Raw genomic sequence first — 26927 nt, 5'->3', positions numbered from 1 at the left:
TGATGACAAAGGAACAAAAGAGTTCAATTATTCCATTCGTTATGTTTCTCTCAATTTGTTGTTTTATTGCGTTAGTAGGAGGAATGATCACTGAAGTTGGTGATAAAAGTTGGTTTGATCAATTACAGAAACCAACTTTTCAACCTCCTAACTGGATCTTTGGTCCTGTCTGGACAGTTCTGTATATATGTATTGCTGTCTCTGGCTGGCTTGTATACATAAAAGAAAAATCGTCCATTCGAAAATTTGTGCTACAGGTTTATTTTATTCAACTGATTTTAAATCTATTATGGACTTTTTTATTTTTTGGATTACATTCGATACTTTTTGGTCTTGTTGATATTATCATTTTGTTGTTTACCATCTTTTATTATATTTTTCTTACACGTAAGTTATCGAGAAATTCAGCGATATTATTTATTCCATACAGTATTTGGGTTTTGTTTGCGACTTTATTAAATTTATCAATATGGATGTTAAATCCGGTATAGTAGGAGTGTCAAGATGAAGATATACCGTGTGGAAAATACGCAACATCTTAATGTTTCCTTAGATGAGGCTTGGTCTTATTTTTCTAGCCCTGTTAATTTGTCAGAAATTACACCTAGCTGGTTATCTTTTCGTTTGACCAGCTCACTCCCAGAAAAAATATATCCTGGATTGATACTTACTTATCAAATAACACCAATAGCCCGTATCCCTATTACTTGGGTTACAGAGATTACACAAGTGAAAGAAAAAGAATATTTTATCGATGAACAAAGATATGGACCATATGTATTCTGGCATCATCAGCATCATTTTCGAGAGGTGAACAATACGATTGAAATGACAGATATTGTTCACTATGCATTGCCTTTTGGACCGATAGGGAATTTATTGCATCCTTTTCTTGTCGAAAGGAAGGTACAAGATATTTTTCAGTACAGGAGAAAGAAAATACAAAAAGTTTTGTTGCCAATTGGCGAAAATTAAGTTTTATCGAAAAAGCCTTCCTTCAATAATAGGAAGGTTTATTTTTGTATTTTTTCCCTGTAACAAATATTTTTGTCGAAATAAAAGGTGATTTGTCAATACCTAATCTCCGGAATATATGAAAAAGTGTTGAAATAGGGTCTGGATCTGTAATAATATAGAGAAAAGACACACATTTAATTCTAATTTTTTTCATATTTCGAAGCAGGTTAGATGAAATTTGCTGAATGATGACAATTTCAAGATTTGGTTTTGTTTGCCAAATCTTTTTTCGCTCAGAATTTGAAGGAGGCATACCGTTGCAAAAGGATCCAAAACGTGTATTGGAATCATTACGAGTGGAAGAAGAAGATCCGCTATTACATCATCGCCCCAGGAAGTTTCGCAAGCGAAAAAACGAATTGAGTCAAGTATCCAATACAGCAATTCTTTCCCTTTGTCTAGTTACTGGATTAACTTCTGGTGTGGGAAGTGCATTTGCAAACACCCTAGATGAAAAAGCAAATATGAATCAACCACTAGATGAACCACCGTCTAAAGTCGAAATTGAGGATAAAGTGGATGTGAATCAACATCAAGCTCCTCAAAATAAGACTGATGAGATTATCCCGACAAATCCTCCACTAGATGAACCTGCATCTGATGCACATGAGCAACAACCCGAAAACAACAATAATAAGCATAAAGAAATAGAGAAGGGTAATAGCGAAACTTCCAAACCAGAAAAAGAGGAAAACAAAAAAGCTACACAATCGAACCAAAATGAAAAAGAAGAAAAAAAATCTCATGAAGACCATAATGAGACAACAAACAAGCAGCAAAAGCAAGAAAAACAATCAAAGAACCATGTAGAAGAACAGCATGCCAGTCAAGATGATAATAAGCAAGATTTACCCCATTCTGAGCAGAAGAAGTCTAGTAAACAGAATGAATCAGAGAATAAAGTAACAAATAATACACATGAAGTAGATGAACACAAGCAAAATGAGTCTGTTGGACAAAATGATATTTATTTGCCCGAAACAGAAGATGGCGGGGAACTTCCAAAGACTGCAGGGAATGATTTGAACCAAGTTGTTATGGGTGCTGGCATGGTTTTAGCAGGATCATTATTACTCAAACGTAAAAAGGCAAAATCATAATGAAGCTGGACCGTATTGTTGCTTTGATTATTATCACAGTAGGAGTAGCATATGGAAGCTACTCTCTTATTCTGTACTTCCAAAAATTACAAAATAATGAAACTGAGTTAACTGCCGCAGAAGTTTCAAATCAGGAGAATATTGCCACTGATCACCAATCAGAAAAGCTGCCAATTATTGTCCCGACGAAACTAAGGCCAAAAACTGGAGAACATTTTGCTGATCTTATCATTCCACGACTACAGGTGAAAATTCCAGTTATTGAAGGAACCGATGAAGATGAACTCAGTGTAGGAGCAGGGCATTATGCTGGAAGTGTTTTACCTGGAGAAGGAGATAACTGCGTAATTGCAGGTCATCGCGATACGGTATTCCGAAAAATGGGACAGTTAAAAAAAGGAGATTTACTAAAAATATTCACCAAGCAAGGTGTTTTTACGTATAAGATTCGAAAAATGTGGATCACAGATCCGGATGATCACACAGTTATTGTTTCGCATGACGAGCCTATTTTAACATTAGCAACTTGTTACCCATTTAGTTTTATTGGACCTGCTCCGAAACGTTACATAATGGAAGCAATATTAGTGAAGTAAATTTAGAGGAGAAATATCATCCATGAACCGTTTAAGTAAACAGAGGATGACTCGAACGTTGTTTTGGGGGTTGCTAATATATACAGCTCTCAGCTCCACCATAGCCTGGTCTATACAATTTGGACTTATTCCGGTAGAACCGCGAAGAGTACAAGCGACTGAGGAGAAAAAAGCTCCAGTTGATGAAACGCAAGAACTCGCATTTGCGGAACAATTTACCAAAGAATATTTTTTCTGGACATTAGGAAAAGAAGACAGCAGAAAACAGCGATTACAGCCTTTTCTGATCAGTACGATTGATTCCCAAGCTGGTTTGGATATGAAGAGTACGAAATATAATTCATATACCCAAAATATAAATGCCTGGAAAATCACGAATCGAGCGAATGGAGTAAAGGATGTCACCGTTTATGCAGAAACCATTTTAACAAATACAACCAATCAATCTGATCAAAAAAGAGTAGACAGGTATTTAGTAGTGCCGATTAAAAAAGCAGGAGATTCATTTCGAGTAGTCGATTTCCCATATTTGATTCCTCCACCTGTAGCCGCAGATATTACTGTAAAAGAACCTACAGAAGAAGGTAGCCCTGTTACTGGAGAGATCGCCAATCAAGCAGAAAATTTTATGCAAACTTTCTGGAAGGTATATACGAACGGAGAGCCACAAGAAATAGCTTATTACTTTAAAGATAAACAAGCACCTGCTGGATTAACCTCAATTCAAAGCTTTGTTAGTATGGATAATTTAGTTGTTTCCCAAGTAGACGACCAATATATTGTAGATTGTAATGTAACGTTAAAGGATGTTCAGACAGGAGTTCAGTTAGTAAGCCATTATAAGTTTACGTTAGTGAAAGAAACAGATCGCTGGTATGTTATTTCCATGAAACAAGGAGAGATATAAAAGTATGAATTGGAATGCCCTGATTTGGTTAGCGGCTGAAGGCCCTGGTAAAAAATTGGAAGAGTCGATGGGAAGTGAAATTGGTGCGATTTTTCTGCTCATTATCATCTTTGTAAGTGTAACGTTATTTTGGAAAAGAGCATTTACTGCATTTCTCGGATTTGTACTCTTTGCCATGTTAGTAAGCGTCTTTGTATTTAAACCAGAGTTTGTTCAACAGTTAGGACAAAACGGATTTCAATGGTTGTTTGAGGCATATCTAAAATGAAGCAAATCCGGATCTACAACCAAGTGTTTCGTATTGAAAAAACGGTTTATTCTATACAGGGGATTCCATTGCCGATCCCTGTATCTTATCGACAGTTGGCTTTTTTTGTAGGTGCTTTGTTTGTGATGTTACTTTTAAATACGCTGCCGTTTTTTAGTTGGTTCGGAAATTATTACTTATTAAAATTTGTAGGGATACCTATTCTGGTATCATGGTTTTTTACACGGAAAACGTTGGATGGCAAAGCCCCGCATCGATTTCTTTTTCGTTATTTCGAACATCTTTTTTCTCATCAATTTTTTGCACGTTATCAAAAATTAGAGAAAACATCGAATAAACAGTATCAATACGAGGGTGAAGTCTCTTTTCGATTTAATAGTGGAGGTGACAATATTTGAGTACTTTTCCTTTTCCGCTTAAATATTTTGAAAAAAATATCGTTTTTGCCCAAGATGGAACTGTTACAGCCTATTATGAACTTGCAGGCTATACTTACGATTACCTCAAAGTTGATGACAAACTCAGCCTCCATGGGAAATTGGAGGCTTTTTATTGGAATATGAACGCAGATATTCATTCGCTTATGATCCCTGTTTCGCAAGATCTAGAAGAAAAGAAACTGTTCATGAAACAATCATTGGTCTCGGATCTATTACAAGCCGGAGAAGATCATATTAATGCAAGTGTAAAGCATTTAAAAGAAAAAGATTTAAATCAATATCGCTTTTTTATTGGGATCAAATTAAAAGAGACACAAGTATCTGGGCTATCCTTTTTAAAAGAACTTTCGTATGCATGGAAAGATTTTAAACGCTATCTTTTGAATAACTCCGGGACAGATTATCCTGAAATATTGGAAGAAGAAATGCTAGCATATCAAATTCAAGAAGAGACGATTTTTTCTAGACTCAATGGTTTTTTATCCGTAAAACGATTAAAAACAAGTGAACTAGAATGGCTCATACGCAGAGGATTTTACCGAGGAATAGGGGACCCACCTGGAAGATATCAATGGAAACCAAAAGCAATACCTGTTGAAGTAAAAGGGAAAAAAGCAATTCGCCCAACACGTGATATTTTGACCCTTACAGAAGGTCGTTTCGATGCTTCAGGCGGACGCCAGCTAGTGGTAGAACAATTTGTTTCAGGCAAGCCAAGACAAGGTTACATGGCTTTTCTAACAATTTCTCATATTCCAGATAAAGCCGTTTTTCCAGGGACAGAATGGCTCTATGCATTAGGAAAGTTGCCTTTTCCAGTTGAGGCATCTGTGCGAACGGAGACGATTGAATATCGAAAAGCACTCTCACAAGTTCAAAATAAGAAAAAAGAATTAAAGGCTGAGGACGAACATGCTGCGGAGAGTGGAGAAGATACATCTTTCCATATTTTAAATAGCAGGCAAGAAGCACTGGAATTAGAAAATAATTTACGTATAGACAAATTTCCCTTGTTAACAACATCCATTGTGTTGTGTATTTCAGCAAAAAGCAAAGATGAATTACAACTTCGCATTCAATTAATCAAAGATTTGTATAGTGAAATGTTAGTGCAGATAGAAATTCCTTATGGTGATCAATGGCGTGGATTTAATGAATTTATACCAGGTAGTAAACGATATATCACCGATTATATCCATCATATGGATCCAACTGCAGCCGCAGCAAGTATGTTAGGTGCAGTGAGAAAATTAGGAGATGACCAAGGCTTTTTTATCGGTATGTCAAAAAATTTGCCTGTTTTCTTTGAGCATGATCGAGGTCCAAAAGATAAAAAATTAAGTACGACTGCATCGGCTGCTTTTATTGGTTCTTTGGGAGCTGGTAAGTCGCTAGGAGCAAACTTACTTGCATATCAAGCACTGCTAAAAGGTTCAAAAGTACTTATTTTTGACCCGAAAGATGAACGAGCCCATTGGCCTGAGATGTTACCTGAATTAGCACCAATTACTAGTACAATAACGCTTCGCTCTGGATTAACAGACAGAGGAAAACTCGACCCATTAATGGGAGCAAAAACACAATCCGATAAATTTGCTGCTGCGGAAACGGCAAAACGTATTCTTCAATTTTTGGCTCGAGCTGCTGATGGAACTTATGAAGCAATCGTTTTAGGTAAAGTAGTCGATCAAGTGATAAAAGCGGATAATCCTTCCATGACGATGGTTTTAGAAGTATTAATTGAGGGAGTTCAAAAGTTACCAGAAAAGAGACAAGATAGTTTAGAGGAAATGATTGATGTGCTTAGTTATTTAGCCACTTCCGGTCAAGGCCAACTTTTATTTGGTGATGGAACGCAAGAAGCGATTGATTTATCTAAGCCGCTTACTATTTTACAAATTGAAGACTTGCAACTACCGGATGAGAGCCAGACGGATTTTGGACGCATGGGTATCGCATTACTGATGGCTATTTCAGACTTTTCTCGCCGCTTTTCGAATCAATCTTCCGATCAATTTAAAATGGTTTTGTTTGATGAGTCTTGGCGTTTAGCAAAAGTTCGTGAAGGACGTGCTATTTTAGAAGAATTAGTTAGGACTGGCAGAAGTAAAAATGCTGCTATTTACCTTATTAGTCAAAATGCAAAAGATATGTTAGGAGAAGAGATTCGCTCCAACCTAGGTTGTCGATTTGTATTTCGTTGTCGAGATAACAAAGAAGCTGAAGCTGCTTGTCACATTCTTGGAATTGAAGCAAGCGAGAGTAATATCGAGAAAGTAAGAAATCTTCCAACAGGTACATGTTTGATGTCGGATCTTGAAAAAAGAGTAAATGAATTGGAAATTCTCATTATGGAAGATAGACTCTTACAAGCTTTTGATACCAGACCCGGCTCAAAGAAGCTGCATATCGAGACAAAGACAATGAAAGTTTAGCCTAGAAGTGGAGAGATTTGATGAAAAAAATAAACAAAGGATTGGTCATCGGTATCCTTGTCTGTTATCTTTGGTCATCCATGTTAGGAAGAGTAAGTGCAGAGACACAAACTGCCCCTGAACAAACAGGATACAATTTCATGTTTGATTCCTTGGTGCATTTTCCAGAAGATCGTGTGAAAGAAGCAAAACAAAAAGGATACGATGTAGAATATACCAAATATAAACCTAGCAGGTACTATTTAGAGATTCAGTTTCCGGATCATGATAGCTGGGATTTAAACGGGAATTTTTATGATTCCGGCTATGCTTTGATTCACTCCTTTATCATCAATTCAGTTTGGCAGTTGCTTTTGATATGGGACTTTTTGGTGATATCAGGAGTAGAAAGCGGTTTTTCTTTGGATATTGTTGATATATTCGCTGACAAAATCGATGCGATTATCCAAAAATTTGTGGGATTTAATGGTTCGGAGGTAGGGAGTACAGGGATATGGGGTAACTTTCTGACATTTGTCATCTTGTTGGCGGGAGCATGGATCGCATACAAAGGATTGTATAAACGCGATACATCTAGTGCTTGGACAGGGATCCTTTCTACAATTTTTATTTTGATGGCTTCGTTAGCATTCTTTAACAACTCTAGTGGAATCATGCATTATCTCAATGGAATCAGTAGTGGGATAAGTCAAGAGATTATGGGAGTTGGTTTACAGGCAGATATGGTCAGTAATAATCAAGTTCATGAAAATTCAACTCAAGATAAAGAAGCAGCTAGAAGACATAGTTCTCAATCTAGCAACACAAATGTTCAGTATTCCTCACAAGTGTCATCTTTTGTTGTAGCAGATAAGATGTATGACATGCTTATTTACCAGCCCTATTTGATGCTGCAGTATGGATCTACTTCTGGAGATCCAAAGTTGACAGATGAACGAATTGGCCGGATTTTAAATAATAAACCTGGCAGTGCAGCGAGGGTTCAAGCAGTAAATGAAGAACGAGTCGGAAATTCTGCATTAGGATATGAGCCAAATGTCATGGTGACAAGTTTAGGGGTCTTTCAGCGACTAACTCTGCTTGGCTTATTGGTTGTATCGCATTTGATTTTAGGTGCTGTATTTTTGTTTGTGGCAGGTGCGATTTTAGTGTACCAATTTATTTTTGTGATCTTTGCCCTCTTCGCTCCTTTTGCCCTTCTCATGGCATTGTATCCTGCTTGGTCAGGACTCGCGATGGATTGGGCCAAAAAGTTTGTTGGCTATCAAATACTAAAAATTGTAATTGGTGTTTTGTTGAGCATGATATTAACTCTATCCCAAATCTTGTATAACTTGACACCACCACAAGACTTTGGATATGCCTGGACAATAATAATGCAGTTGATTTTGACTGTAGGAATCATTTGGAAACGTGGCGAGTTAATTAGTATTGTCAATGGATCATTGGGTAAATTTACACAGTATACCGATAATTCCAAAGATCTGTCTAAGCAATTTAAAGCATACATTGCAAATGCAACTACTAGATTAGAAAAAATTAGATTTCCAAGATAGGTGGGGGAAAAATGAGCTGGTTGAAGATGCCAAAAGGTGGTCCTGATGATTTGGCAAAAATACCTCGGTATTTTTTGTTTTATGCAGTTTTGCCAATAGCTTTATTGTATCTCCTGATAGAAGTCTGGAACTTTTTACAACCTAGATTGGAAGGGAAATCGCCAGATACATCAGAAGCAGTAGATACTGTTAACTCAACAGTAACTGCTTCTGGAAAATTTTTGTTATCTTGGCTGCCGACTGTATTCGGTATTCTTATTTGCATCCCGATATTGTATATCGCCATTCGTTGGCTAATGATTATGTACTATCGTCGACAGGCGGTGAAAGGTGTTCGTTATCTGCGTATTTTACCAGCGGATAATATCGAACTGGAGATCGATAAAATTACTACGATGGCACGAACTTTCGGAGGGATGATCCGACATCTTACAAGAAGGATACAGTTTGGGAATCCTTGGTTTCGTATTCGATTTGCTATTCCAGTGGGTTCCAATGAAATTGGTATTTATATGTCCTATCCGAAAGACAAAGGAAACAGTGTATTTGATACGATTAAAAGTGTTTATCCTTCTGCTGAAATACATGAAATTACCAAAGATCAATTCCCTGAAACAGAAAAAGGCGGATCTGGCGGAATATTTACTTTTCAATTTGGTAAAAGGAAAGGTTTGCCACTGTCATCTTTGGAACAAAAGAAAGAAAGCCCAATTGGCAATATATTAAATTCACTTCGTCCTGGGACGTTCCTAGATATCCAATTTTCTCCTGTGAGTTGGTCTAAGCTAGAAGACCGCTCGGAAGATATATTAGATAGTTTCAAAGACAAAAAAATATCTGAGATGGAACCAGAGGAAAAAGCTCGACGGATAAGTCTGATGAAACGATTAACTGGTCGAGAATTGTCTTTTAGAGTTCGGCTGAGTTTGTGGTCCAACCACGAACATTCCGTATCGGTGGTTCGTTCTACTGCAAATGCAATTGAGACTGCAATGAATTATGATGGTGCAATTCGCTTTTGGCCGCAAAAATGGTGGAATCCTATAAGCGATAAAAATCCGATACCATACCCTTACCCATCCACCTTTATGATTTGGGACGGAAATGAGTTGGCCAATTTATTTCATCTCCCACCTTCCAATCACTGGATCTACAAAGAACCAGAAAAAATTGATAAAAATAGCCGCGGCTATTTGTTACACCTAGTAAATGATCAACGAACATTGGAAGCGGATGAATTGAGTGAAGGTGTGTTGATTGGTGTTGCAAAACATCCTTTACATGTACGAGAAGTTAGAATCAGCCACAGCCAACTAACAAAACATTTTATTCTTTCAGGTACGAGTGGGATGGGGAGATCGAGCGCATCCACACAAATTATTCAATCCATGATTGACGACTGGCTAAAAGATCCTGATAAACACCCTGGTTTTACCATTCTCGATCCTGCACGTGAAATTATCGCTATTATTGAGAATCGGCTTCGTTTTTTGGAAGAGAGTGGTGAAAAAATCCCAAGAGAAAAAATTCATCATTTTAATCTCTCCAGCGACTCTACTCATATCGTGGGGCTCAATTTATTAGCAAATCCTAACAATATTCCGATTGATCAAATTGCCGAACAAATTGCCGAAGTGCTTTTACACAAACATGGAAAGAGTGAATCGTTGACTCGGATGAAACGTTTACTGACGTTAGCAGTTCATAGTTTGATGGAACATGATGAACAGCACACAGTGTTATGTGTAGATGAGTTTTTCCGTGATCCTGCATTCCGAACAAAAATAGTGCAAAAAGGAAAAGATCCGTATGTAAAACGATTCTGGACAAAGTTGGATCAGCAAGAGTTGAAAAAAGAAGTGGAGGGAATTTTGAATCATATCGATCCATTACTCCAAGATCCAACCATGCGCCGCATGTATTTACAAAAAGAGATGTCTTTGAATATTCTAAAATATATGGACGAAGGTCACTTGGTTTTTATAGATTTAGATGGTATGAAAGATCACGAATTAAAGGTAACTGTTGGACAGTTTGTAAATCACTATTACCAAGCAGCTATCAAACGACCAGTAGGAGCAAAATTTCATTTAATGCTTATTGAAGAAGCGCATATGGTTCAAATTCCTCTTTTTACAGATATTTTGCTCAGTGATACAAAATGTGAATTAGGTCTTGGACTAATTACGAGAGAAATTGATCAATTTAATAATGAAGAATTAATGCAGGCAATCAAAGGAAATATTGGGATGGTTATTAGTTGTGCTCAGCTAGAAGGTGCAGATGAAATTGAAGATTTAACAAGAAACCATCTAAAAGCGTCTTTTGTAGAAAAACTAGCCGAGCGAACAGCAGCAGTTTATATTCACTCTAAAAAGAATCAACGTAAAACAGTTACTACTTGTGTGGTGTCCAATCATCCACCATCTGTTTTTTTGCCGGATGGTAAAACAGCAAATTATAAAACAAATGAAAGACAAGAAGCTTTTCAATGGGGATTGGATTGGGGCATAAAGAGGATGATTGACTCTTCTGAGGCAAGAGAGGTGGAGGAACTAGATAAAGAAATCTCCCATTACATGGAGCAACAAAGACAAGAATCAACATAGTAAGAAAATGTTCTAAGGGGGAAAACAGATGTTAAAAACGCTTCATGGGTTTTCTCGTTCTATTCTACCTTTTTTTGAAATCATTATCCTCAGCTTTGTAATTGGTATCGCCTTAGAAAGTTCAGCCACAGCGATCGTTGTATTTTTGTTATTGCTGATTACCGTTTACATTTGGTCGGCTTTAGTACGATCTATTGCTTGGGGAATAACAACTACATTGATTCTGGCACATTTGATTCCAAGTCAGAGTATTTGGTTTCAAATATTCGCTGGACTTTTAGTCGGCGGATTACGATATTTAATTATTCGCATTACAAGATAGTAAGTTTAATACATTTCTAACTTTTTCTAGATTTATCTATCTCTTAAAATTAGTCTACCTGCTGGTAGGCTATTTTTTTATATAAAAATGGTTAAGCTAGAAAAAAACAAAAGGGGTTTCTTGCATTGTCCAAAATAGTTGCGATTGGAACGGCAGTACCGCCATATGTTTTACCGCAGTCAGATGCCAAAGCCTTTGCATATGAACTATTTGGCAGTTCTTATGAGCAGATCGAAAAAATGCTGCCTGTTTTTGAGAATACAACCATTGAGAAACGCTATATTAGTTGTCCGATTGATTGGTATTATCAACAGCATTCATTTATGGACAGAAACAAAATATATGTGGAAATAGCGTGCAAATTAGCAGAAGACGCAATAAGACAGTGTTTAGAACAAGCATCAATTCATGCAAAGGATATTGATCATCTTATTTTTGTCTCTACAACTGGAATAGCTACACCTAGTATCGATGCATATGTAATCAATCAATTGCAAATGTCCCAAACGATTAAACGAACACCAATTTGGGGACTTGGTTGTGCAGGTGGAGTCGCGGGTTTAGCGAGAGCCTATGACTATACCAAAGCATACCCAACTTCGCGTGTTTTGTTTCTTGCGATTGAACTATGTAGTTTGAGTTTTCGTCCTCAGGATGTGAGTAAAAGCAATATTGTAGCTACTTCTTTATTTGGGGATGGGGTTGCTGCTGTTTTAATAGAAGGAAAAGATGTTCCAAAAAAAACAAACAAACCGACTGTGATAAACAGTATGAGCACCATTTGGCCAAACTCATTGGATGTTATGGGATGGAAAGTAGTAGATGATGGGCTAAAAGTAGTTTTTTCTCGTGATATTCCAAGTATTGTGGAGCAGCAAGTCAGAACAGTGGTTGATGATTTTTTCCGAAAATGTAACATTACTATCGATCAAATATCCTATATGGTGTCTCATCCAGGTGGAGTAAAAGTTTTACAGGCATATGAATCCGCTCTTCAAATTCCTAAGGAGAAGTTTGCTTTTTCCTATGATGTTTTAGCGAAGTTTGGAAATATGTCCTCTGTAACGGTACTTTTTGTCTTACAACAAATATTACAAATGAATAGACCAAATGGCTACGGTTTGATGACGGCTCTTGGTCCAGGATTTAGTTCAGAGTTAATTTTATTAGATTGGAGTGAGATGGATTAAATATGATGAACTCATGGCTGATTTTATTGTGGTGGATCGTGGTGGTACAAAGAATCGGAGAATTAGCAGTGGCAAGACGAAATAGTAAATGGATGCAAAGCCAAGGTGGATATGAAGTTGGACAGGAACATTACAAATTGATTTTGTCCATTCATTTTTTGCTTTTTGCTGGTATATGGGGAGAGATATTGTTTTTTCATGCTAAGCCTCCATTTTGGGCTTGGGTTCCTTTCCTATTGTTTGTTTGCACACAAATTTTACGTTATTGGTGTATAAAATCATTAGGTAAGTACTGGAATACAAGAATTTGGGTTGTTCCTGGGCATAGACCACAAGTTTCAGGTCCATATAAATATATAAGACATCCAAACTATGTTGTAGTAGCAATTGAGTTACTAGTTTTTCCTGTCATTTTTGGTGCGTACTTAACAGCGATATTAGTAACCTTTATGAATACTCTAACAATGGTATTAATTAGAATTCCAATGGAAGAATTTGCTTTAAAAAACGCTACTAATTATGAAGAAGAGATGGGAGAAAAAAGGCGGTTTCTCCCAAATGTAGAGTAATAAATTTTTATTTTTGTTTCTTTTGATAATGGTAAAATGTGTGAGGATATTTATTTCTTTTGTCTACTATTCCTTCCTCTTGAGATAATAACTGATACTCTGATTTATTCCATTGCGGAAAATAGGCATCACCTTTAAATAGATGATGAATAACTGTAATATACAGGTGTTCAGTATAAGGAAGTAGTTGTTCATAGATAGAAGAACCGCCAATAATCATTGGATCTTCCAGTTGGAAAATTTCTTTTAATTGATGAATTGTTTCCACATTATCTGCTTTGAACGATGTGTCTTTTGTTAGTACGATGTTTCGCCGATCCGGTAACGCTTTGCCAATAGATTCAAAAGTAGAACGCCCCATGACAACGGTTTTCCCTGTTGTTAGACGTTTAAAGTGTTGTAGGTCATTTGGAAGATGCCATATTAATTGATTTTGGTAACCAATCACTTGTCTTTCGTCATACGCCGCAACTAGAGATATCATACAGAGACTTCTCCTTTAATATGGGGATGAGCCTTATAGTCATCGATGGAGATATCTTCATATTGGAAGTCAAAAATAGATTTAACATTAGGATTTAATTTTAATTTAGGTAAAGAATAGGGTGTTCTGGTCAGCTGTTCTTTCACTTGCTCTATATGGTTTAAGTAAATGTGTGCATCCCCTAATGTGTGGACAAAATCTCCCACTTGTAAATTGGTAACTTGTGCAATCATATGCGTGAGTAGAGCATAACTAGCTATGTTAAATGGAACTCCTAAAAATGAATCAGCACTCCGCTGATAGAGCTGACAAGAAAGTTTTCCTTTTGATACGTAAAATTGAAAGAGTAAATGGCATGGCGGGAGTGCCATTTTATCGATGTCTCCTGGATTCCATGCACTGACAATTAATCTTCTTGAGGTTGGATTTTTTTTAATTTCTTCGATTACCAAACTAATTTGATCGATTGTTTTTCCATCTGAACTTGGAAAGGACCGCCATTGCTTTCCATAAATTGGGCCTAAATCTCCATTTTCATCAGCCCATTCGTTCCAAATAGATACATTGTTATCCACCAAATATTTAATATTTGTTTCTCCTTTTAGAAACCACAGCAGTTCATAAATAATGGATCGCAGATGCAATTTTTTTGTTGTGATCAATGGGAATCCTTCTTCTAATGAAAAGCGCATTTGATGTCCAAAAACACTAATAGTTCCCGTGCCAGTTCGATCCTCCCTTTTTTCTCCTTTCTCCAATATTTCTGTCAGCAAATTTAAGTATTGTTTCATTTTTGTCCTCCTGTTTTGCCATACTTTCTCATTTATCGAATAAGCTGAAAGGAACAAAGGTGTTAACTCCTTTACTAGTTTCAGCTTTCTTTGTTTAGGTGTCAATTCTTTTTCGTTGGTAATAAGGTGGTGGTGAATTTGTTTCAAAAACGCATAAGAAGAAAAACAAAAGTTTATTTCACGCTTTTTTGTATTGCTTTTCTCATTTTTTTATCTGTTTGGTGGGTCGATCGGAATATTCATCCTATTTTGGTGCAAATTGCAAAAACAGAAGCAAAGAGAATGGCACAAGAAGCAATTGTTGAAGGAATCGGAGAACAAGTGAAATTGGGAAATCAATTAAACCAAGTGATGACTATTCAAAAAGATAATCAGGGGAATATTACGTATATTCAAATGAATCCACAAGTACAAGCGAAAATATATCAAAATACAACAACCAAAATACAAGAAGTCTTAAAGCATTTAAAAGATAAGCCGATTGAAATTAGTTTAGGGCAGGCATTAGATAGTGATATTTTTGCTAACTATGGGCCTCCGTTAACTGTAGACTTATGGCCGAAAGGAACCGTGAAAGTTAATATTATCCCGAAATTAGAATCACAAGGAATTAATATGGTGATGGTGACAATGATAGCAAAAATGCAAACAGAGATGGATTTGATTATTCCATTTTCAAAAGAAATACTACCAGTAGATGTAGAGTATCCGATTGCTCAAGCTTTAGTTGTTGGAAAGGTGCCAAACTACTATTTTTACAATGATCAAGGGACAGTCAAACAAATGCCTGTCCCTCCAGTGAAATAAATCTATAAACGGATTCCATACTCTTTCCATTTGGAATCCACTGTATTTTTTATACCAAGATCAACTTCTAATTCGGCAGGATAGTCTGGTTTCATCCTTGCATCTACGATGATTGGGAACTCATATTGAGGATGATGATTTACCAGTTTGCTTTTAGCGAAAATATCCAAAGCAGGGTCAAAGCGTGTAAACACAGACCATAAAAAGGAAGTCTGATTGTCGATGACATTTTTGTCATCTACTAAAAATATAAATGGCCAGTCTTTTAATTGGTCCGAATAGGAATCCAATAGTTCATTTGCAAGATTTGGTTGCAATGCAAAGCTATCTTTTGCTTCTAGCACTAGTACACCCGGGATATAGGAGGCAATATGAGAAACTCCAGATAGTGCATTGCCTTCATAACCCCGTGGCAGTTCTCTTTTTTTCTCGCCAACACCGAGAAGAATCGCTTTACTGCCATGGTTTAGTCTGCGTCCTGTATAGTCCAATGTATCCATTGATGTATTGCCTAAAACAAAAAGATCGCTTGTTGGATCAAATCTCTCCAAAATTGCTGTCAGCAAAGCTGGGAAGTCTTCTAATGAAACTAGTTGGTCTGTAACCAATAAAAATTTCGTTAATGTTAGCTGACCTTCTCCCAAAATACGAAAGGCATGTGCTAAAGCTTCTCTCTTGTAACTTTCACGAACACGAGCAGCAGCAAGCGGATGGAATCCTGTTTCCGCATAAGTCCATAATTCCTTTACACCAGGCATCACCATTGGAAAAGCAGGTGATAATAATTTTTGTAAAAATTCACCAAGAAAATAATCTTCTTGACGTGGTTTGCCAACGATGGTTGCAGGATAGATCGCATCTTTCCGGTGATAAACTTGATCTACTTGGAAGACGGGAAAGGGATGGGCTAATGAATAATATCCATAGTGATCGCCAAATGGTCCTTCTAATCTTCTTTCCTGTGGGGCAACTGTGCCTTTTAACAAAAATTCCGCTTCAGAGACAATGTGATATCCTGTTTTTTCATCTTTAACAACAGGTAATTTACTTCCTAGAATCAAGGAAGTAAGCAGCAATTCTGGTAAAAATTCCGGTACAGGTGCGATTGCGGAAGCAATCAAGGCCGGAGGTCCGCCTAAAAAGACATGTACAGGTAACGATTCATTTTTTTGTTCAGCTTCATGATAATGAAATCCTCCGCCTTTATGAATTTGCCAATGCATGCCAGTTGTTGTAGTATCAAAAATCTGCATGCGATACATGCCTAAATTATGTTGATGCGTTTGGGGATGTTGCGTATAAACAAGTGGCAGAGTCACAAAAGGTCCTCCATCATCTTGCCAAGATGTAAGCACGGGAAGTTGATTTAAATCTACTTTTGTCTGATGCGTTTCTAGTACAGGTGACCTTTCTGCTGATACAGAGCGAAATCCAATTTTCATCAACTCTGACAGCCACTTTTTCTCTCCCCATATGGCTCCTAGTGTTGGCGGCATTAAGCGGTGCACAAGTTGCACTGCTTCTTTCATCAGTTGTTCTGGTCTAGGGCCAAAAGCCAATTCAACCCTTCGAGTGGTACCAAATAAGTTTGTCACCACAGGAAAAGAACTTCCTTTTACATTTGTAAAAAGTAATGCCGGGCCTCCTTCTTCGATTACTCTGCGGTGAATTTCGGCCAATTCCAGGTAAGGGTCAACCGGTGCCGATATAGTATGTAATTCGTCTTCTTGACGAAGTTGCTTTAGGAATGAACGTAAGTTGAGATGCATAAAATGAAATTCTCCTATATGATAGTGTTGGGAAACGATGTTTTTATTATATATAAGTTTGGAGGCAGTTTCTATGGAAGTGATTGTCTATACAAAGCCACATTGCATAGAATGCACGATATTGAAACAATTTCTGGCTGATCATGACATCTCCTATGAGTTGAGAGATTGTGGTCACAATGAAGAGAGAATTGCCGAAGTGAAGGCGATGGGATTTCTTGGAGTTCCTGTCACTGTTATTGGAGACAATAAGATTCAAGGTTTGAAACCAGATGAAATTTTAAAAGCGCTTGGTCGTTAATTTCTATTTTTTCAAAAAAACCAACCATGTAATTTGGTTGGTTTTTTTATTATTTTTATATTTTTAATATATTCTTAAGAGTAGTTTATTTTCCAATTCCCTTCCAAAAATATAGGTTGTTCCGATATAATGGCAATACGCTGAAAAAAATAATTGTTATTTTTTTCTGAATATAAAGATTGGAGGATAATGATGAGTATATTACGTAAAAAGGATATCCATGAATTAATTGCTAGACAATCTCAAACAGGTTTGAAGCGTGATTTGGGTACATGGGATTTAACTTTATTAGGTGTTGGAGCAGTTGTTGGGACAGGTATATTCGTGTTATCCGGGACAGGTGCTATTATGGCTGGCCCTGGAGTTATCGTATCCTTTATTGTTGCTGGCTTAGCATGTCTGTTTGCAGCCTTAACTTATGCAGAATTTGCTTCTACCGTTCCAGTTTCTGGATCTGCGTACACATATGCATATGCAACGCTGGGTGAATTTTTTGCTTTTCTTATTGGATGGGATTTAATTTCAGAGTATTTGCTCGCTGTTAGTGCTGTATCTGCTGGTTGGTCTGGATATGCACAAGCTTTTCTAGAAAGTATAGGGGTCCACTTGCCAACTGCTTTGACAGGTGCTCCTGGAGCTGTTAAAGGGGTAGCAACTGTTTTTAACTTACCAGCATTTTTTATCGTTATGGTCATTACATTATTATTGTCACTTGGGGTAAAAGAATCCAAACGATTAAATAATATAATGGTAACAATCAAAATTTTTGTAATCGTTCTCATTATTGCCGTTGGTGTTTTTTATATCGAGCCTTCTCATTGGAAACCATTTATTCCTCATGGTTGGTCAAGTGTGTTTAGTGCAGCTGCTCTTGTATTTTTTGCTTTTCTTGGATTTGATGCAGTGAGCACAGCAGCAGAAGAAACAAAAAATCCAGCGAAAGATTTACCAAGAGGTATTATCTATTCCTTACTAATCTGTACTGTACTGTATATTCTCATTACATTGATTATTACTGGATTAACTCCTGCTGGAACTTTTGTTGGCCATGAAGATCGTCCGGTAGCATTTGCATTGCAAGCAACTGGTTTGAATTGGCTTATTATTTTGGTTACCATTGGTACGGTTTTAGGTATGATGACAGTTATTTTGGTTATGTTGTATGGTTTAACGAGAATTATTTTGTCTTTGTCTCGGGATGGACTATTTCCTCGTTCATTAGCAAAAATGAATGTAAAAAGACAAGTTCCTACTAGAGTAACTTGGTTTTGCGGGATCGTTGCAGGGTTAATTGGAGGACTAGTTCCACTTAACCAAATAGCAACACTAGTGAATATTGGAACACTGGCTGCTTTTGTTTCTGTTTCTATAGCAGTACTGGTGCTTCGAAAAACGGAACCAGATTTACCAAGGAAATTCCGGACACCATTTGTTCCGTGGGTACCAATTTTAGCAATCATCAGTTGTGGATACCTTATGATCTTATTAGGAACTACTACTTGGATATTTTTCGCAATTTGGATATCATTAGGTATAATTGTATATTTTGCTTACAGTAAAAAGCATTCCTTGTTAAGTGAAAAATAAAAAACAATGCGGAGCAGCTGCTTATTTGTAGCTGCTCCAACTATTTTAGAATTCATGAAGCTAGGAAGAAGATTTTTTTCGTGATTCCCGTTCCCATTTTTTTAATGAAGAAAAGGGATCATAAGAATAGGTCTTTTTACCATTGAATTTATAAATTCCATAATGTAAATGAGGAGGAAATTTGCCAGCTGTACCAGGTGGCCCGTAACCAGATGAACCTACAGAGCCAATCTTTTGTCCTGGATGTACAATCGTTCCTTTTTTAATTCCTTTTTCAAATCCATTTAAGTGTCCAAAGTAGTGATAACGATTGTTGACATCACGTATTCCAAGTCTCCATCCGCCAAAACGATTCCATCCTTTTAATTCTACATATCCATAACAAGTACTTAAAACAGGAGTGCCATAGTGTGCAAAAATGTCTGTTCCTTCATGAATACGAAGTCCTCCGTATCCGCGGCGATCGCCCCATGTACTTCTATAGGTATAAATATATCCTTTTGGAATGGGGAAAGCACTTCCTTCTAGGTTTATCGTTTTATATTTTGCATATATCTTAGCAATATGTGTGATTACATCTACTGCTGTGGGCTGGTGGTAATAATGCCAAATTTGTTCGCGAATATGAGAGATAGAGGGACCATTCACAGTCAAATACCGTGAAAGTGTATACAAAACATCTCGATCGCTTGCTGCGTTTGCTCTGCCATCTCCATCACCATCAAGTCCCATACCACCAAAGTAATGAATGGAAACAAGCGAGTCGTCATCTGGATAAGGATTACTAAACCCTGCCCATAAATAGGAGGGTACTTGTATATGAGTTAATCGATTTTTTAATTTTTCTTTATGTATGTTGGATTCATATTGATCAATAGCAGCTAAATATTCCCATGGAACTCCTGTTAATGTTTCCATTGACTCGAATAACTGTTGCACTTCAGTTTTTTCTGCAAAGGTTTGATTGGGAAGAAAGATAGGAAATAAAAAGATAATGAATAGCAAATAACGCACGAGCCCCACTCCTTTTGCTGTTAGTTTGCAAAAGAAGAATGGGAAGTATACCTATTTGAATAGAAAAATAAAACTACCAACCGAAACCAGTGTCAGCTGTTCTAGTTAATGCTGCAACCTTGAGATGGAATTAATTGGAATAATTTAAATCGACCAATGAGATACTTAACAGCTGTGGCGAGGGGACTTCAGCTGTTGATTTGGGAAAAACGAAGCGAAGTTTGTATTGACCCATATGGTATACAAGAAAATGCTGATCCAAACTCATGTGATTATACTCTTGATCAGGTTTTCCTGAGTCTTTTAATTGATTCATTGTTATTTTTGTTATGGTGGAATCGGAAGAACGGAGATCAATGATATGATTTTTATAAATTCCAAGAGTGATTTTATTTTTATTGTAAGTCCAATAATCGATTAAACCTGATTTTGATTTATAGTCGGGTTCACCCCATTTTTCGCGGACATTTTGCTCATTAGTTTCCATTGGAAAGGGACAGTTTATAATTCTTCCGTTTGTAGCTAATTGATTAAGTTTAATTAATATTTGTTCATTTGAGTCTATATTATTTTGCTTTGGCGTTGCAGTAACTTGTTTTGATTTAGCAGAAAGTTGATTTGTCTCTTTTTGACCGAACAAATTTTTAACCCACTGGTTTGTTGTGTCTTGATACGCAGATAAAATGATTGGAACTAAAATAGTAGTAATAATAATACCCATGAATTTAAAAATCATTTGTAATTTTATTGCCTTTTCTTTGTTCTCTGCAGGTGCATCTTCTAGGGTTGTTTTTTTGTTTATTGATTTTCTTTGGTTGGTATTGGGATGCTTAATTTCTCTGATAGATAGATCTTTATTTCCTTCATTTGGTTTTATTCGCTCATATTTAATCGTATCTCTTTCTTCCAAACCTAACATCTCCCTTATTACCCAAAAATAAAAAATATTATTTTACCTAACTCGAAATAACACAATATTAAAACTCAACAGGCTCTAATAGTTTATCGTAACTTAAAATATTGTAATTTCTTTGGTGTGATCGTTTGATGAAATTTGCTCATATAAAAAAACCATTGGAACAATTCCAACGGTTTTCTGAGTTTTACTTCATCTGTTTGGATAATTCTACTAACTGATCCAGCATTTTATTGGCTGCTAATATTCCCCCAGCAGTATTCCAAATTACATCATCTACTTGAAAAGCATGTTTCTGTTTGACAGCATTTAAATTTTTCCAAAGCGGATCAGTGGTAAATTCTTGTTCTAATTTTGTCCCGCCTTTATCACTTGGCTTATCATAAGTTAAATAGAAAAGGATATCTGCATCAATATCTGGAATTTGTTCTCTTGTTATTTGAATGGCAAAACTGTTTTTATTTTGATTAGCTGGGCGTTGAAAACCGAGTTGTTTAAAGATTACTCCTGTGAATGTATTCAATTGATATATTCTCGTTTGACCAGGCATAAAACGAACAACAGATACTTTTTTATTTACAAGATCGCCTAATGCTTTCTTTGTTTGTTCAACATGCTGATTGTAAGCAGCAAGTACTTTTTTCCCTTGCTCTTCTTTGTTCACTGCTTTTGCATATAATTGAAGATTTTGACTCCAGTCTCCACGTAGTTCTTCAGTAAAGACCGTTGGAGCGATTGCAGAAAGTTGATTATAAACTTTTTCCTGACGCATTTTGTTTCCGAGAATGAGATCTGGTTTCAAACTCGCAATAGCTTCAAGATTGGGAGTACTTTCATTACCAAGTAATTTTACTCCTTGTAATTGGCTGCTGGTATGAGGATACCAAGGGTTACCATTGTATGGTTGAACAGCTCCTACTGGTTTGATCCCTAAAGCTAAAAGTGCTTCTGTGCCCTCGCTTGTTAATACAACGATTCTTTTTGGCGCAGTTGGTACTTTCGTTGTACCCATCGCATGGGTAATCGAAATAGTGGAGTTAGAATTTGTTTGTTGTGTCTTTTCTGGATTGCATCCAGCCAATAGCAAGACAAACATTGATAATATAGCAATAGACGATAAGATTTTACGCATGTATTCGGTGATTCCCTTCTCAATAGTGATAATCATTCTCATATAAAATGTATCTAAAATGAAAACATTCGTCAACGTATTTATGACAAAATATTTTTGAGTTATTTTATTTTATATAAAAATAGCATGATTTTTATATTTTAAGACAAAAAAACACCAATTGAGAATGAAAATCATTGACCATGACTTTTCCTTTTTTTAAACTGAAAAAGTAGACAGAAAATGTAAAGGTTGGGTCAAATGAAGAGTTGGATTGGTTTTCTAGGAGGGGGAATCTTCCTCGTATGTTTAATGGGTTTGAGTTTAGTCGTTGGTACAAGAGATATTCCATTACAAACTGTGATAGATACATTTCGAGATTATCATGCAACTGTAAATCAGTTGATAATTATAACGGATCGTTTACCCCGCACGCTGATAGCAGTTTTGGTTGGTGCTAGCTTGGCAGTCGCTGGCGCGATCACACAAGTTATTTTTCGAAATCCATTGGCTTCTGAAACTACACTGGGTATCAATGGTGGAGCCAGTTTTATCATGGTTCTAACGGTAACACTTTTTACCGATTGGACACTTCGTGAGTTGATTTGGGTGAGTTTTCTTGGTTCTGGAATCACATATGTGCTGGTGTTTCTAATTGGGCGCGGTCACTCTCCATTACAGTTAACATTAGCTGGAACGAGTATTGCTGCATTATTTAATTCGATGACACAAGGCTTTCTTGTATTAAATGATCGTAGTTTGGAGCAAATGTTGTATTGGTTAACAGGTTCAGTAGAAGGGAGAAAATTAACAGATATATACCCTGTTTTACCTTATATGTGTCTTGGGATAGTAATAGCGCTATTTTTGTCGCGCTCGCTCAACTTAATGGCACTGGGAGAGGAAGTTTCAAGAGGTTTAGGATTATCTATTACGATGAATAAAATAATGGCTGGATTTGCAGTTGTTCTATTAGCTGGTAGTTCCGTTGCTATTGCTGGCCCAATTCTTTTCGTTGGATTACTGGTGCCGCATTTAGCAAAGCTTTGGGTTGGACAAGATCATCGTATTGTTATTCCATTTGCAGCCTTACTTGGCGCAATCTTATTACTGTTGGCAGATATGCTCGCTCGGATTATCATGATCCAGCAAGCCATCCCTGTGGGAGTGATGACAGCAGTGATTGGTGCTCCTATCTTTTTGTATTTGGTCCGGAAATCTTGGGGGCAGAGCTTATGAAAAAGTATGTTTGGATTGTTCTAGTACTTATATTATTTGGACTTATTGTATTGAGTATCGGTATTGGAGAAGTAAGACTTTCTCCGCTAACGGTCATTCGTGCTTTTTTTGGACAAGCAAATCCATTTGAATCTTTAATTATTTTCCAACTGCGCATCCCGAGAATTATTATCGCAGCGCTTGCCGGGATTGCTCTAGCAGTAGCAGGCGCAATATTGCAGGCGATTACCAGAAATTCATTGGCTACTCCTGAAATGATGGGAATAAGTGGTGGGGCATCTGTAGCTGCTGTTTCTGTTATTATGATTTTCAGTGATAACAAAAATTCGCTTTCTATTAACTTGCATTTTTTGCCTATCTTTGCGTTTATCGGTGCAACAATCGTTGCATTGTTGATTTACCTGCTTGCTTGGAAGCAAGGTGTCTCCTCGTTGCGACTGATTTTAGTTGGAATTGGGTTTTATACATTGCTCAATTCATTTGTTCATCTTATTGTTTTGTTAGGTCCATTGTTTCGTGCAGTACAAGCAAAAACATGGCTAGCTGGAAGTATATATGGGACAACCTGGAAAGAAGTAATGGTCTTTTTCCCTTGGCTTTGTATATTAGTACCGATTGTCTTTTTATTCTCCCGCAGTTTGACTATCCATGAACTAGGCGAAAATACGGCGATCGGACTGGGTGTAAAAACAAAATGGGAGCGTTTTGTCTTACTCCTGCTCTGTACAGCATTGACAGGATCTGCTGTGGCATTTGTCGGAGGTATTACTTTTATTGGATTAATCGGTCCCCATCTTGCTCGCCGTTTGGTTGGTAATCAATATCGATATATTTTGCCGACAGCAGCTTTAATTGGTGCTATTATGGTAGTTGGGGCAGATTTCGTTGGACGTACAATATTGTCTCCCCGTGAGATCCCAGCAGGTGTGTTTACCGCTCTAATTGGAGTACCATATTTTCTTTATCTAATCTATCAAAATAGAAGACAGGTATCTTCCTAAAATTATCGGTAACAATGTGGTAAGATAGGATAGATGCCTAGAGGTGTGGGAGTGATCATATGACAGAGCGCAAGCCGGAGTGGCTAAAAGTAAAATTGAGCACAGGCGAGAATTTTCAAGAATTAAAAAAAATGATGCGAAGCAAAACTTTACATACTGTTTGTGAAGAAGCTCGCTGCCCTAATATATATGAATGCTGGGCAAATCGTACAGCAACCTTTATGATTTTAGGAGATATTTGTACACGAGCATGCCGTTTTTGTGCGGTGAAAACAGGAAAACCAACCGAATTGGATTTACAGGAACCAGACCGCGTTGCTGAAGCTGTTGAGCAGATGGGAGTACGTCATGCAGTAGTAACTTCTGTTGCCCGTGATGATTTACAAGATGGTGGAGCATCGATTTTTGCTGCGACTATCCGTGCGATTCGTGAGCGCAATCCATTAACTTCCGTAGAAGTACTGATCCCTGATTTTCAAGGCAATTGGGAAGCGTTGCAGGTGGTGATGGACGCTAAACCAGATATCCTCAATCACAATATTGAAACGGTAAAAAGAAGATCGGATCGTGTACGTTCCAAAGCAAAATATCCTCGGTCTTTGGAGTTATTAAAAAGAGCGAAAGCAATGCAGCCGCAAATCCCAACCAAATCTAGTATTATGGTAGGGGTAGGGGAAACATTTGATGAAGTAATTGAAGCGATGCAGGATTTGCAAGCACATAACGTTAATATTGTAACGATCGGACAATATTTACAACCGACAAAAAAACATTTGAAAATCGAAAAATATTATACTCCAGATGAGTTTGCTTCCTGGAAACAAATTGGGCTGGATATGGGTTTCTCTCATGTGGAGTCTGGTCCATTGGTGCGCAGCTCTTATCATGCGCATGAGCAGGTAAAGTCTGCAGAAGCGAGAGTAGGGGTCTAGTTAATCGACAAAAATTATTTTATAATAATACAGCAATCAATTCTCTAAGGAGAAAACAATGGCTAATCGACATGTTCACACGGTTACAGCGAGGAACCGCAAGCCCATTTGTCTTCGTGAAGAGGTCAGCCGACTGATTTGTACCATTGAAGGTGGGGTGAACGCTGATTCCAACTGGTCCGATGGGAATGTTGTCAAGCATGCATTCACCAATTTCATCGAAAATAACCGGCCACAGGATGTACGTGGCGCATGTCCGGCATGTGGGAATTAGTTAGTCATTGGGTTGCATGGGGAATCTTCTCCATTCAACGCCGAAAATTTATTTTTCATATAAATGAACTAGCCTTTTCGGCTAGTTCCATTTCATTTCGAGAGGAGAGAATGAAATGGATATTTTCCAAGTGGAAGAGAATCAGTACAAGCTGATAAAAAGCTATCGCAAAGGTTGGAAACAAAATGCGTTTCGCAAACGTTACGTGGATTTATTGGAAAAATATGATTATATTGTTGGTGACTGGGGATATGGCCAGCTCCGGCTAAAAGGATTTTATGAAGATACGAATGAATTAGCGGAAAGGGAAACAAAGTTTAGTTTTTTTGATGAATATCTTTCCGAATATTGCAATTATGGATGTGCCTACTTTATCTTGAAAAAAATCCAAAAAAGCTAACCTTGGGCTAGCTTTCCTCTTCGTCATGGGTAGGGTGACTGCCTGGCATTTGTCGCTGTAATCCTTCGTGCAGTTCCCGGTCTTCATATGTGAATCTAGGAGAAGCATGCTGTCCAGGAAGCCAAGGAGAATTTTTACCCAATTTTTCTTCGTTATGAGCAGCTCCATAAGGTCCTTCTGGAAATTCTTCTGGCGCTAGTTCCGAATGATAAGCAATAACGGTGTCGAGTTCCTCGTACTTTTTTTTGTCTTCAGCCATGATTTGTTCACCTCTTTGTTAAGGTGTCCAAATTATACGAGGGTATGTAAAAAGGAATGAAGTTCAGCAGCTTCCGCTTCCGATAAAGAATATGCTTCCTCTAAATATCCTTCTTCTTCCAAATCATCTGGACCTATAATTGCAAATTGATTGGATTGCAAATGCATAATAAGGTGTTTTCCATAAAAACGACCTGACATCATAATAACAAGATCATAGCGGTTTTCTTGTCCGACGAAACTGACGAATCGTGTCTTTGTTTCTTCGGTATCATCATACAAAAACTCAAATTCTTCCATTGGAAAGGCTCCTATCTAAGATGCATATAATATGTTTAGTATACTAGAAAAAGAACAGAAAACGATTTTTTTTCTGACGACGGGGTAACAAACCCTGTTCCGAAGTAGCAGATGTTAATCTCTGGGTAAAATGAACATTGCGCAGTTCAATTTTTAGCTGATCTTGCTTTTTGCGGATTTCATCGAACATTTTATGTACTTCTCCAGATGATACTGCATCTTGAGCGACCACACCCATCTTTTGTTCCATATCTTCAAAAGAGTCATAGATCCCGTATAGATGTTCTTCCATTCGCTCCATACGAGTGAACAATTCTTCCATCATGTGTCCCATTTGGTGCATGGAATTGATCATTTCATCGAAGGTTTGTTGAGAGTAATAAGTTTCAACTGGTTGCGATAATTTTCCTTCTTTGATCATTTCTTCTCGTAATTTCCGCATAGAATTGTTAGGTTTTTGAAGTTGTTCTTGGATTTCTGTTAACCGTCCAATACTTTTCTCCGACAGAAGGTAATGCCCCTTTTCGCTAACATCATAGCCTACATACTCTCCATACATATCAATCCATTTCCGAATACAGCGTGCATTTACTTTTAGTCTGGCAGCAACTTCACGAGTAGAAATGGAGAATACTTCTGGTTGATCCATGATAGATTACCTCCTATAAAAAGATATTAATACCTTTTTCTACCATAAAGTCTTTCTATCCTGCTCGTTGACAAAGGAAGTCACT

30 protein-coding genes are annotated in these 26927 nt (G+C 37.2%); 20 read left to right on the top strand and 10 right to left on the bottom strand.

Annotation, left to right across the window (positions count from 1 at the left end):
- Positions 1-2 precede the first annotated feature (2 nt).
- From AC5WOC_RS19505 to AC5WOC_RS19445, 13 genes are all read left to right on the top strand, one after another.
- Positions 3-491, top strand: coding sequence for a TspO/MBR family protein (locus AC5WOC_RS19505; RefSeq protein ID WP_496057086.1), 489 nt, complete (start codon positions 3-5; stop codon positions 489-491).
- Between the two features lie 13 nt (positions 492-504).
- The gene (locus AC5WOC_RS19500; RefSeq protein ID WP_496057085.1) at positions 505-975 is read left to right on the top strand and encodes an SRPBCC family protein; all 471 of its coding nucleotides are present in this window, start codon (positions 505-507) and stop codon (positions 973-975) included.
- 299 nt (positions 976-1274) lie between these two features.
- The gene (locus AC5WOC_RS19495; protein ID WP_496057084.1) at positions 1275-2117 is read left to right on the top strand and encodes an LPXTG cell wall anchor domain-containing protein; all 843 of its coding nucleotides are present in this window, start codon (positions 1275-1277) and stop codon (positions 2115-2117) included.
- A complete protein-coding gene (gene srtD / locus AC5WOC_RS19490) occupies positions 2117-2713 on the top strand; it encodes a class D sortase, LPxTATN-specific (protein ID WP_496057083.1) in 597 nt (198 codons plus the stop codon). The genes AC5WOC_RS19495 and srtD overlap by 1 nt, the downstream gene beginning before the upstream one ends.
- A gap of 22 nt (positions 2714-2735) precedes the next feature.
- The gene (locus tag AC5WOC_RS19485; protein WP_496057082.1) at positions 2736-3620 is read left to right on the top strand and encodes a conjugal transfer protein; all 885 of its coding nucleotides are present in this window, start codon (positions 2736-2738) and stop codon (positions 3618-3620) included.
- 4 nt (positions 3621-3624) lie between these two features.
- Positions 3625-3888, top strand: a complete 264-nt coding sequence (locus tag AC5WOC_RS19480; RefSeq protein WP_496057081.1) for a hypothetical protein — start codon at positions 3625-3627, stop codon at positions 3886-3888.
- Positions 3885-4286 (top strand): TcpE family conjugal transfer membrane protein, encoded by a 402-nt coding sequence (locus AC5WOC_RS19475; protein ID WP_496057080.1) that lies wholly within the window; start codon positions 3885-3887, stop codon positions 4284-4286. The genes AC5WOC_RS19480 and AC5WOC_RS19475 overlap by 4 nt, the downstream gene beginning before the upstream one ends.
- Positions 4283-6763 (top strand): ATP-binding protein, encoded by a 2481-nt coding sequence (locus tag AC5WOC_RS19470; RefSeq protein WP_496057079.1) that lies wholly within the window; start codon positions 4283-4285, stop codon positions 6761-6763. The genes AC5WOC_RS19475 and AC5WOC_RS19470 overlap by 4 nt, the downstream gene beginning before the upstream one ends.
- Positions 6764-6783: 20 nt before the next feature.
- Complete coding sequence (locus AC5WOC_RS19465) at positions 6784-8319, top strand: CD3337/EF1877 family mobilome membrane protein (protein ID WP_496057078.1); 1536 nt, start codon at positions 6784-6786, stop codon at positions 8317-8319.
- 11 nt (positions 8320-8330) lie between these two features.
- Positions 8331-10928, top strand: a complete 2598-nt coding sequence (locus AC5WOC_RS19460; RefSeq protein WP_496057077.1) for an ATP-binding protein — start codon at positions 8331-8333, stop codon at positions 10926-10928.
- A gap of 28 nt (positions 10929-10956) precedes the next feature.
- Positions 10957-11250 (top strand): hypothetical protein, encoded by a 294-nt coding sequence (locus tag AC5WOC_RS19455; RefSeq protein ID WP_496057076.1) that lies wholly within the window; start codon positions 10957-10959, stop codon positions 11248-11250.
- 125 nt (positions 11251-11375) lie between these two features.
- Positions 11376-12440 (top strand): type III polyketide synthase, encoded by a 1065-nt coding sequence (locus AC5WOC_RS19450; protein ID WP_496057075.1) that lies wholly within the window; start codon positions 11376-11378, stop codon positions 12438-12440.
- Positions 12441-12442: 2 nt separating this feature from the next.
- Positions 12443-13009, top strand: coding sequence for an isoprenylcysteine carboxyl methyltransferase family protein (locus AC5WOC_RS19445; protein ID WP_496057074.1), 567 nt, complete (start codon positions 12443-12445; stop codon positions 13007-13009).
- Positions 13010-13016: 7 nt separating this feature from the next.
- Here AC5WOC_RS19445 and AC5WOC_RS19440 read toward each other — a convergent pair whose 3' ends face one another.
- A complete protein-coding gene (locus AC5WOC_RS19440) occupies positions 13017-13493 on the bottom strand; it encodes a dihydrofolate reductase (RefSeq protein WP_496057073.1) in 477 nt (158 codons plus the stop codon).
- Entirely contained in the window at positions 13490-14284 is a 795-nt protein-coding gene (locus AC5WOC_RS19435) for a thymidylate synthase (RefSeq protein ID WP_496057072.1), read from the bottom strand. The genes AC5WOC_RS19440 and AC5WOC_RS19435 overlap by 4 nt, the downstream gene beginning before the upstream one ends.
- Before the next feature lie 138 nt (positions 14285-14422).
- Here AC5WOC_RS19435 and yunB point away from each other — a divergent pair, with 138 nt between their 5' ends.
- Positions 14423-15091 (top strand): sporulation protein YunB, encoded by a 669-nt coding sequence (gene yunB, locus AC5WOC_RS19430; protein WP_496057071.1) that lies wholly within the window; start codon positions 14423-14425, stop codon positions 15089-15091.
- A 2-nt stretch (positions 15092-15093) separates the two neighbouring features.
- On the opposite strand, the gene AC5WOC_RS19425 is transcribed toward yunB, so the two are convergent.
- Entirely contained in the window at positions 15094-16860 is a 1767-nt protein-coding gene (locus AC5WOC_RS19425) for a menaquinone biosynthesis decarboxylase (RefSeq protein ID WP_496057070.1), read from the bottom strand.
- Between the two features lie 73 nt (positions 16861-16933).
- Between AC5WOC_RS19425 and AC5WOC_RS19420 the strand changes: the two genes are divergently transcribed.
- Together AC5WOC_RS19420 and bcaP are read left to right on the top strand one after the other, a co-directional pair.
- On the top strand, positions 16934-17161 hold the full coding sequence (locus AC5WOC_RS19420; RefSeq protein ID WP_496057069.1) for a glutaredoxin family protein: 228 nt from the start codon (positions 16934-16936) through the stop codon (positions 17159-17161).
- Positions 17162-17347: 186 nt separating this feature from the next.
- On the top strand, positions 17348-18748 hold the full coding sequence (gene bcaP / locus AC5WOC_RS19415; protein ID WP_496057134.1) for a branched-chain amino acid transporter BcaP: 1401 nt from the start codon (positions 17348-17350) through the stop codon (positions 18746-18748).
- Between the two features lie 60 nt (positions 18749-18808).
- Here the strand turns inward: bcaP and AC5WOC_RS19410 are convergent, their stop codons facing one another.
- From AC5WOC_RS19410 to AC5WOC_RS19400, 3 genes are all read right to left on the bottom strand, one after another.
- Positions 18809-19762 (bottom strand): M23 family metallopeptidase, encoded by a 954-nt coding sequence (locus tag AC5WOC_RS19410; protein ID WP_496057068.1) that lies wholly within the window; start codon positions 19760-19762, stop codon positions 18809-18811.
- A gap of 130 nt (positions 19763-19892) precedes the next feature.
- On the bottom strand, positions 19893-20672 hold the full coding sequence (locus AC5WOC_RS19405) for a YjgB family protein (RefSeq protein ID WP_496057067.1): 780 nt from the start codon (positions 20670-20672) through the stop codon (positions 19893-19895).
- 193 nt (positions 20673-20865) lie between these two features.
- On the bottom strand, positions 20866-21810 hold the full coding sequence (locus AC5WOC_RS19400) for an ABC transporter substrate-binding protein (protein WP_496057066.1): 945 nt from the start codon (positions 21808-21810) through the stop codon (positions 20866-20868).
- Positions 21811-22050: 240 nt separating this feature from the next.
- Here AC5WOC_RS19400 and AC5WOC_RS19395 point away from each other — a divergent pair, with 240 nt between their 5' ends.
- Genes AC5WOC_RS19395 through lipA form a run of 3 tightly spaced genes read left to right on the top strand, consistent with a single transcriptional unit; the run spans position 22051 to position 24961 of the window.
- On the top strand, positions 22051-23028 hold the full coding sequence (locus AC5WOC_RS19395) for a FecCD family ABC transporter permease (RefSeq protein WP_496057065.1): 978 nt from the start codon (positions 22051-22053) through the stop codon (positions 23026-23028).
- Positions 23025-24029, top strand: coding sequence for a FecCD family ABC transporter permease (locus tag AC5WOC_RS19390; RefSeq protein WP_496057064.1), 1005 nt, complete (start codon positions 23025-23027; stop codon positions 24027-24029). Before AC5WOC_RS19395 ends, AC5WOC_RS19390 begins: the two co-directional genes overlap by 4 nt.
- A 59-nt stretch (positions 24030-24088) precedes the next feature.
- On the top strand, positions 24089-24961 hold the full coding sequence (lipA, locus tag AC5WOC_RS19385) for a lipoyl synthase (RefSeq protein WP_496057063.1): 873 nt from the start codon (positions 24089-24091) through the stop codon (positions 24959-24961).
- Between the two features lie 19 nt (positions 24962-24980).
- On the opposite strand, the gene AC5WOC_RS19380 is transcribed toward lipA, so the two are convergent.
- Positions 24981-25163 (bottom strand): hypothetical protein, encoded by a 183-nt coding sequence (locus AC5WOC_RS19380; RefSeq protein ID WP_496057062.1) that lies wholly within the window; start codon positions 25161-25163, stop codon positions 24981-24983.
- 187 nt (positions 25164-25350) lie between these two features.
- Between AC5WOC_RS19380 and AC5WOC_RS19375 the strand changes: the two genes are divergently transcribed.
- Positions 25351-25635, top strand: coding sequence for a YutD family protein (locus AC5WOC_RS19375; protein ID WP_496057061.1), 285 nt, complete (start codon positions 25351-25353; stop codon positions 25633-25635).
- Between the two features lie 7 nt (positions 25636-25642).
- Here AC5WOC_RS19375 and AC5WOC_RS19370 read toward each other — a convergent pair whose 3' ends face one another.
- From AC5WOC_RS19370 to AC5WOC_RS19360, 3 genes are read right to left on the bottom strand one after another with little or no spacing between them, the layout of a single operon-like run.
- Positions 25643-25894 carry a hypothetical protein gene (locus AC5WOC_RS19370; protein WP_496057060.1) on the bottom strand — a complete coding sequence of 84 codons (252 nt, stop codon included), beginning with the start codon at positions 25892-25894 and terminating at the stop codon, positions 25643-25645.
- 32 nt (positions 25895-25926) lie between these two features.
- A complete protein-coding gene (locus AC5WOC_RS19365; protein WP_496057059.1) occupies positions 25927-26193 on the bottom strand; it encodes a DUF3055 domain-containing protein in 267 nt (88 codons plus the stop codon).
- 43 nt (positions 26194-26236) lie between these two features.
- The gene (locus tag AC5WOC_RS19360) at positions 26237-26842 is read right to left on the bottom strand and encodes a hypothetical protein (RefSeq protein ID WP_496057058.1); all 606 of its coding nucleotides are present in this window, start codon (positions 26840-26842) and stop codon (positions 26237-26239) included.
- Between the last annotated feature and the right edge of the window lie 85 nt (positions 26843-26927).

Source organism: Shimazuella sp. NTD247 (assembly GCF_059510415.1).
This window is presented reverse-complemented; position numbering and strand designations above follow the sequence as displayed.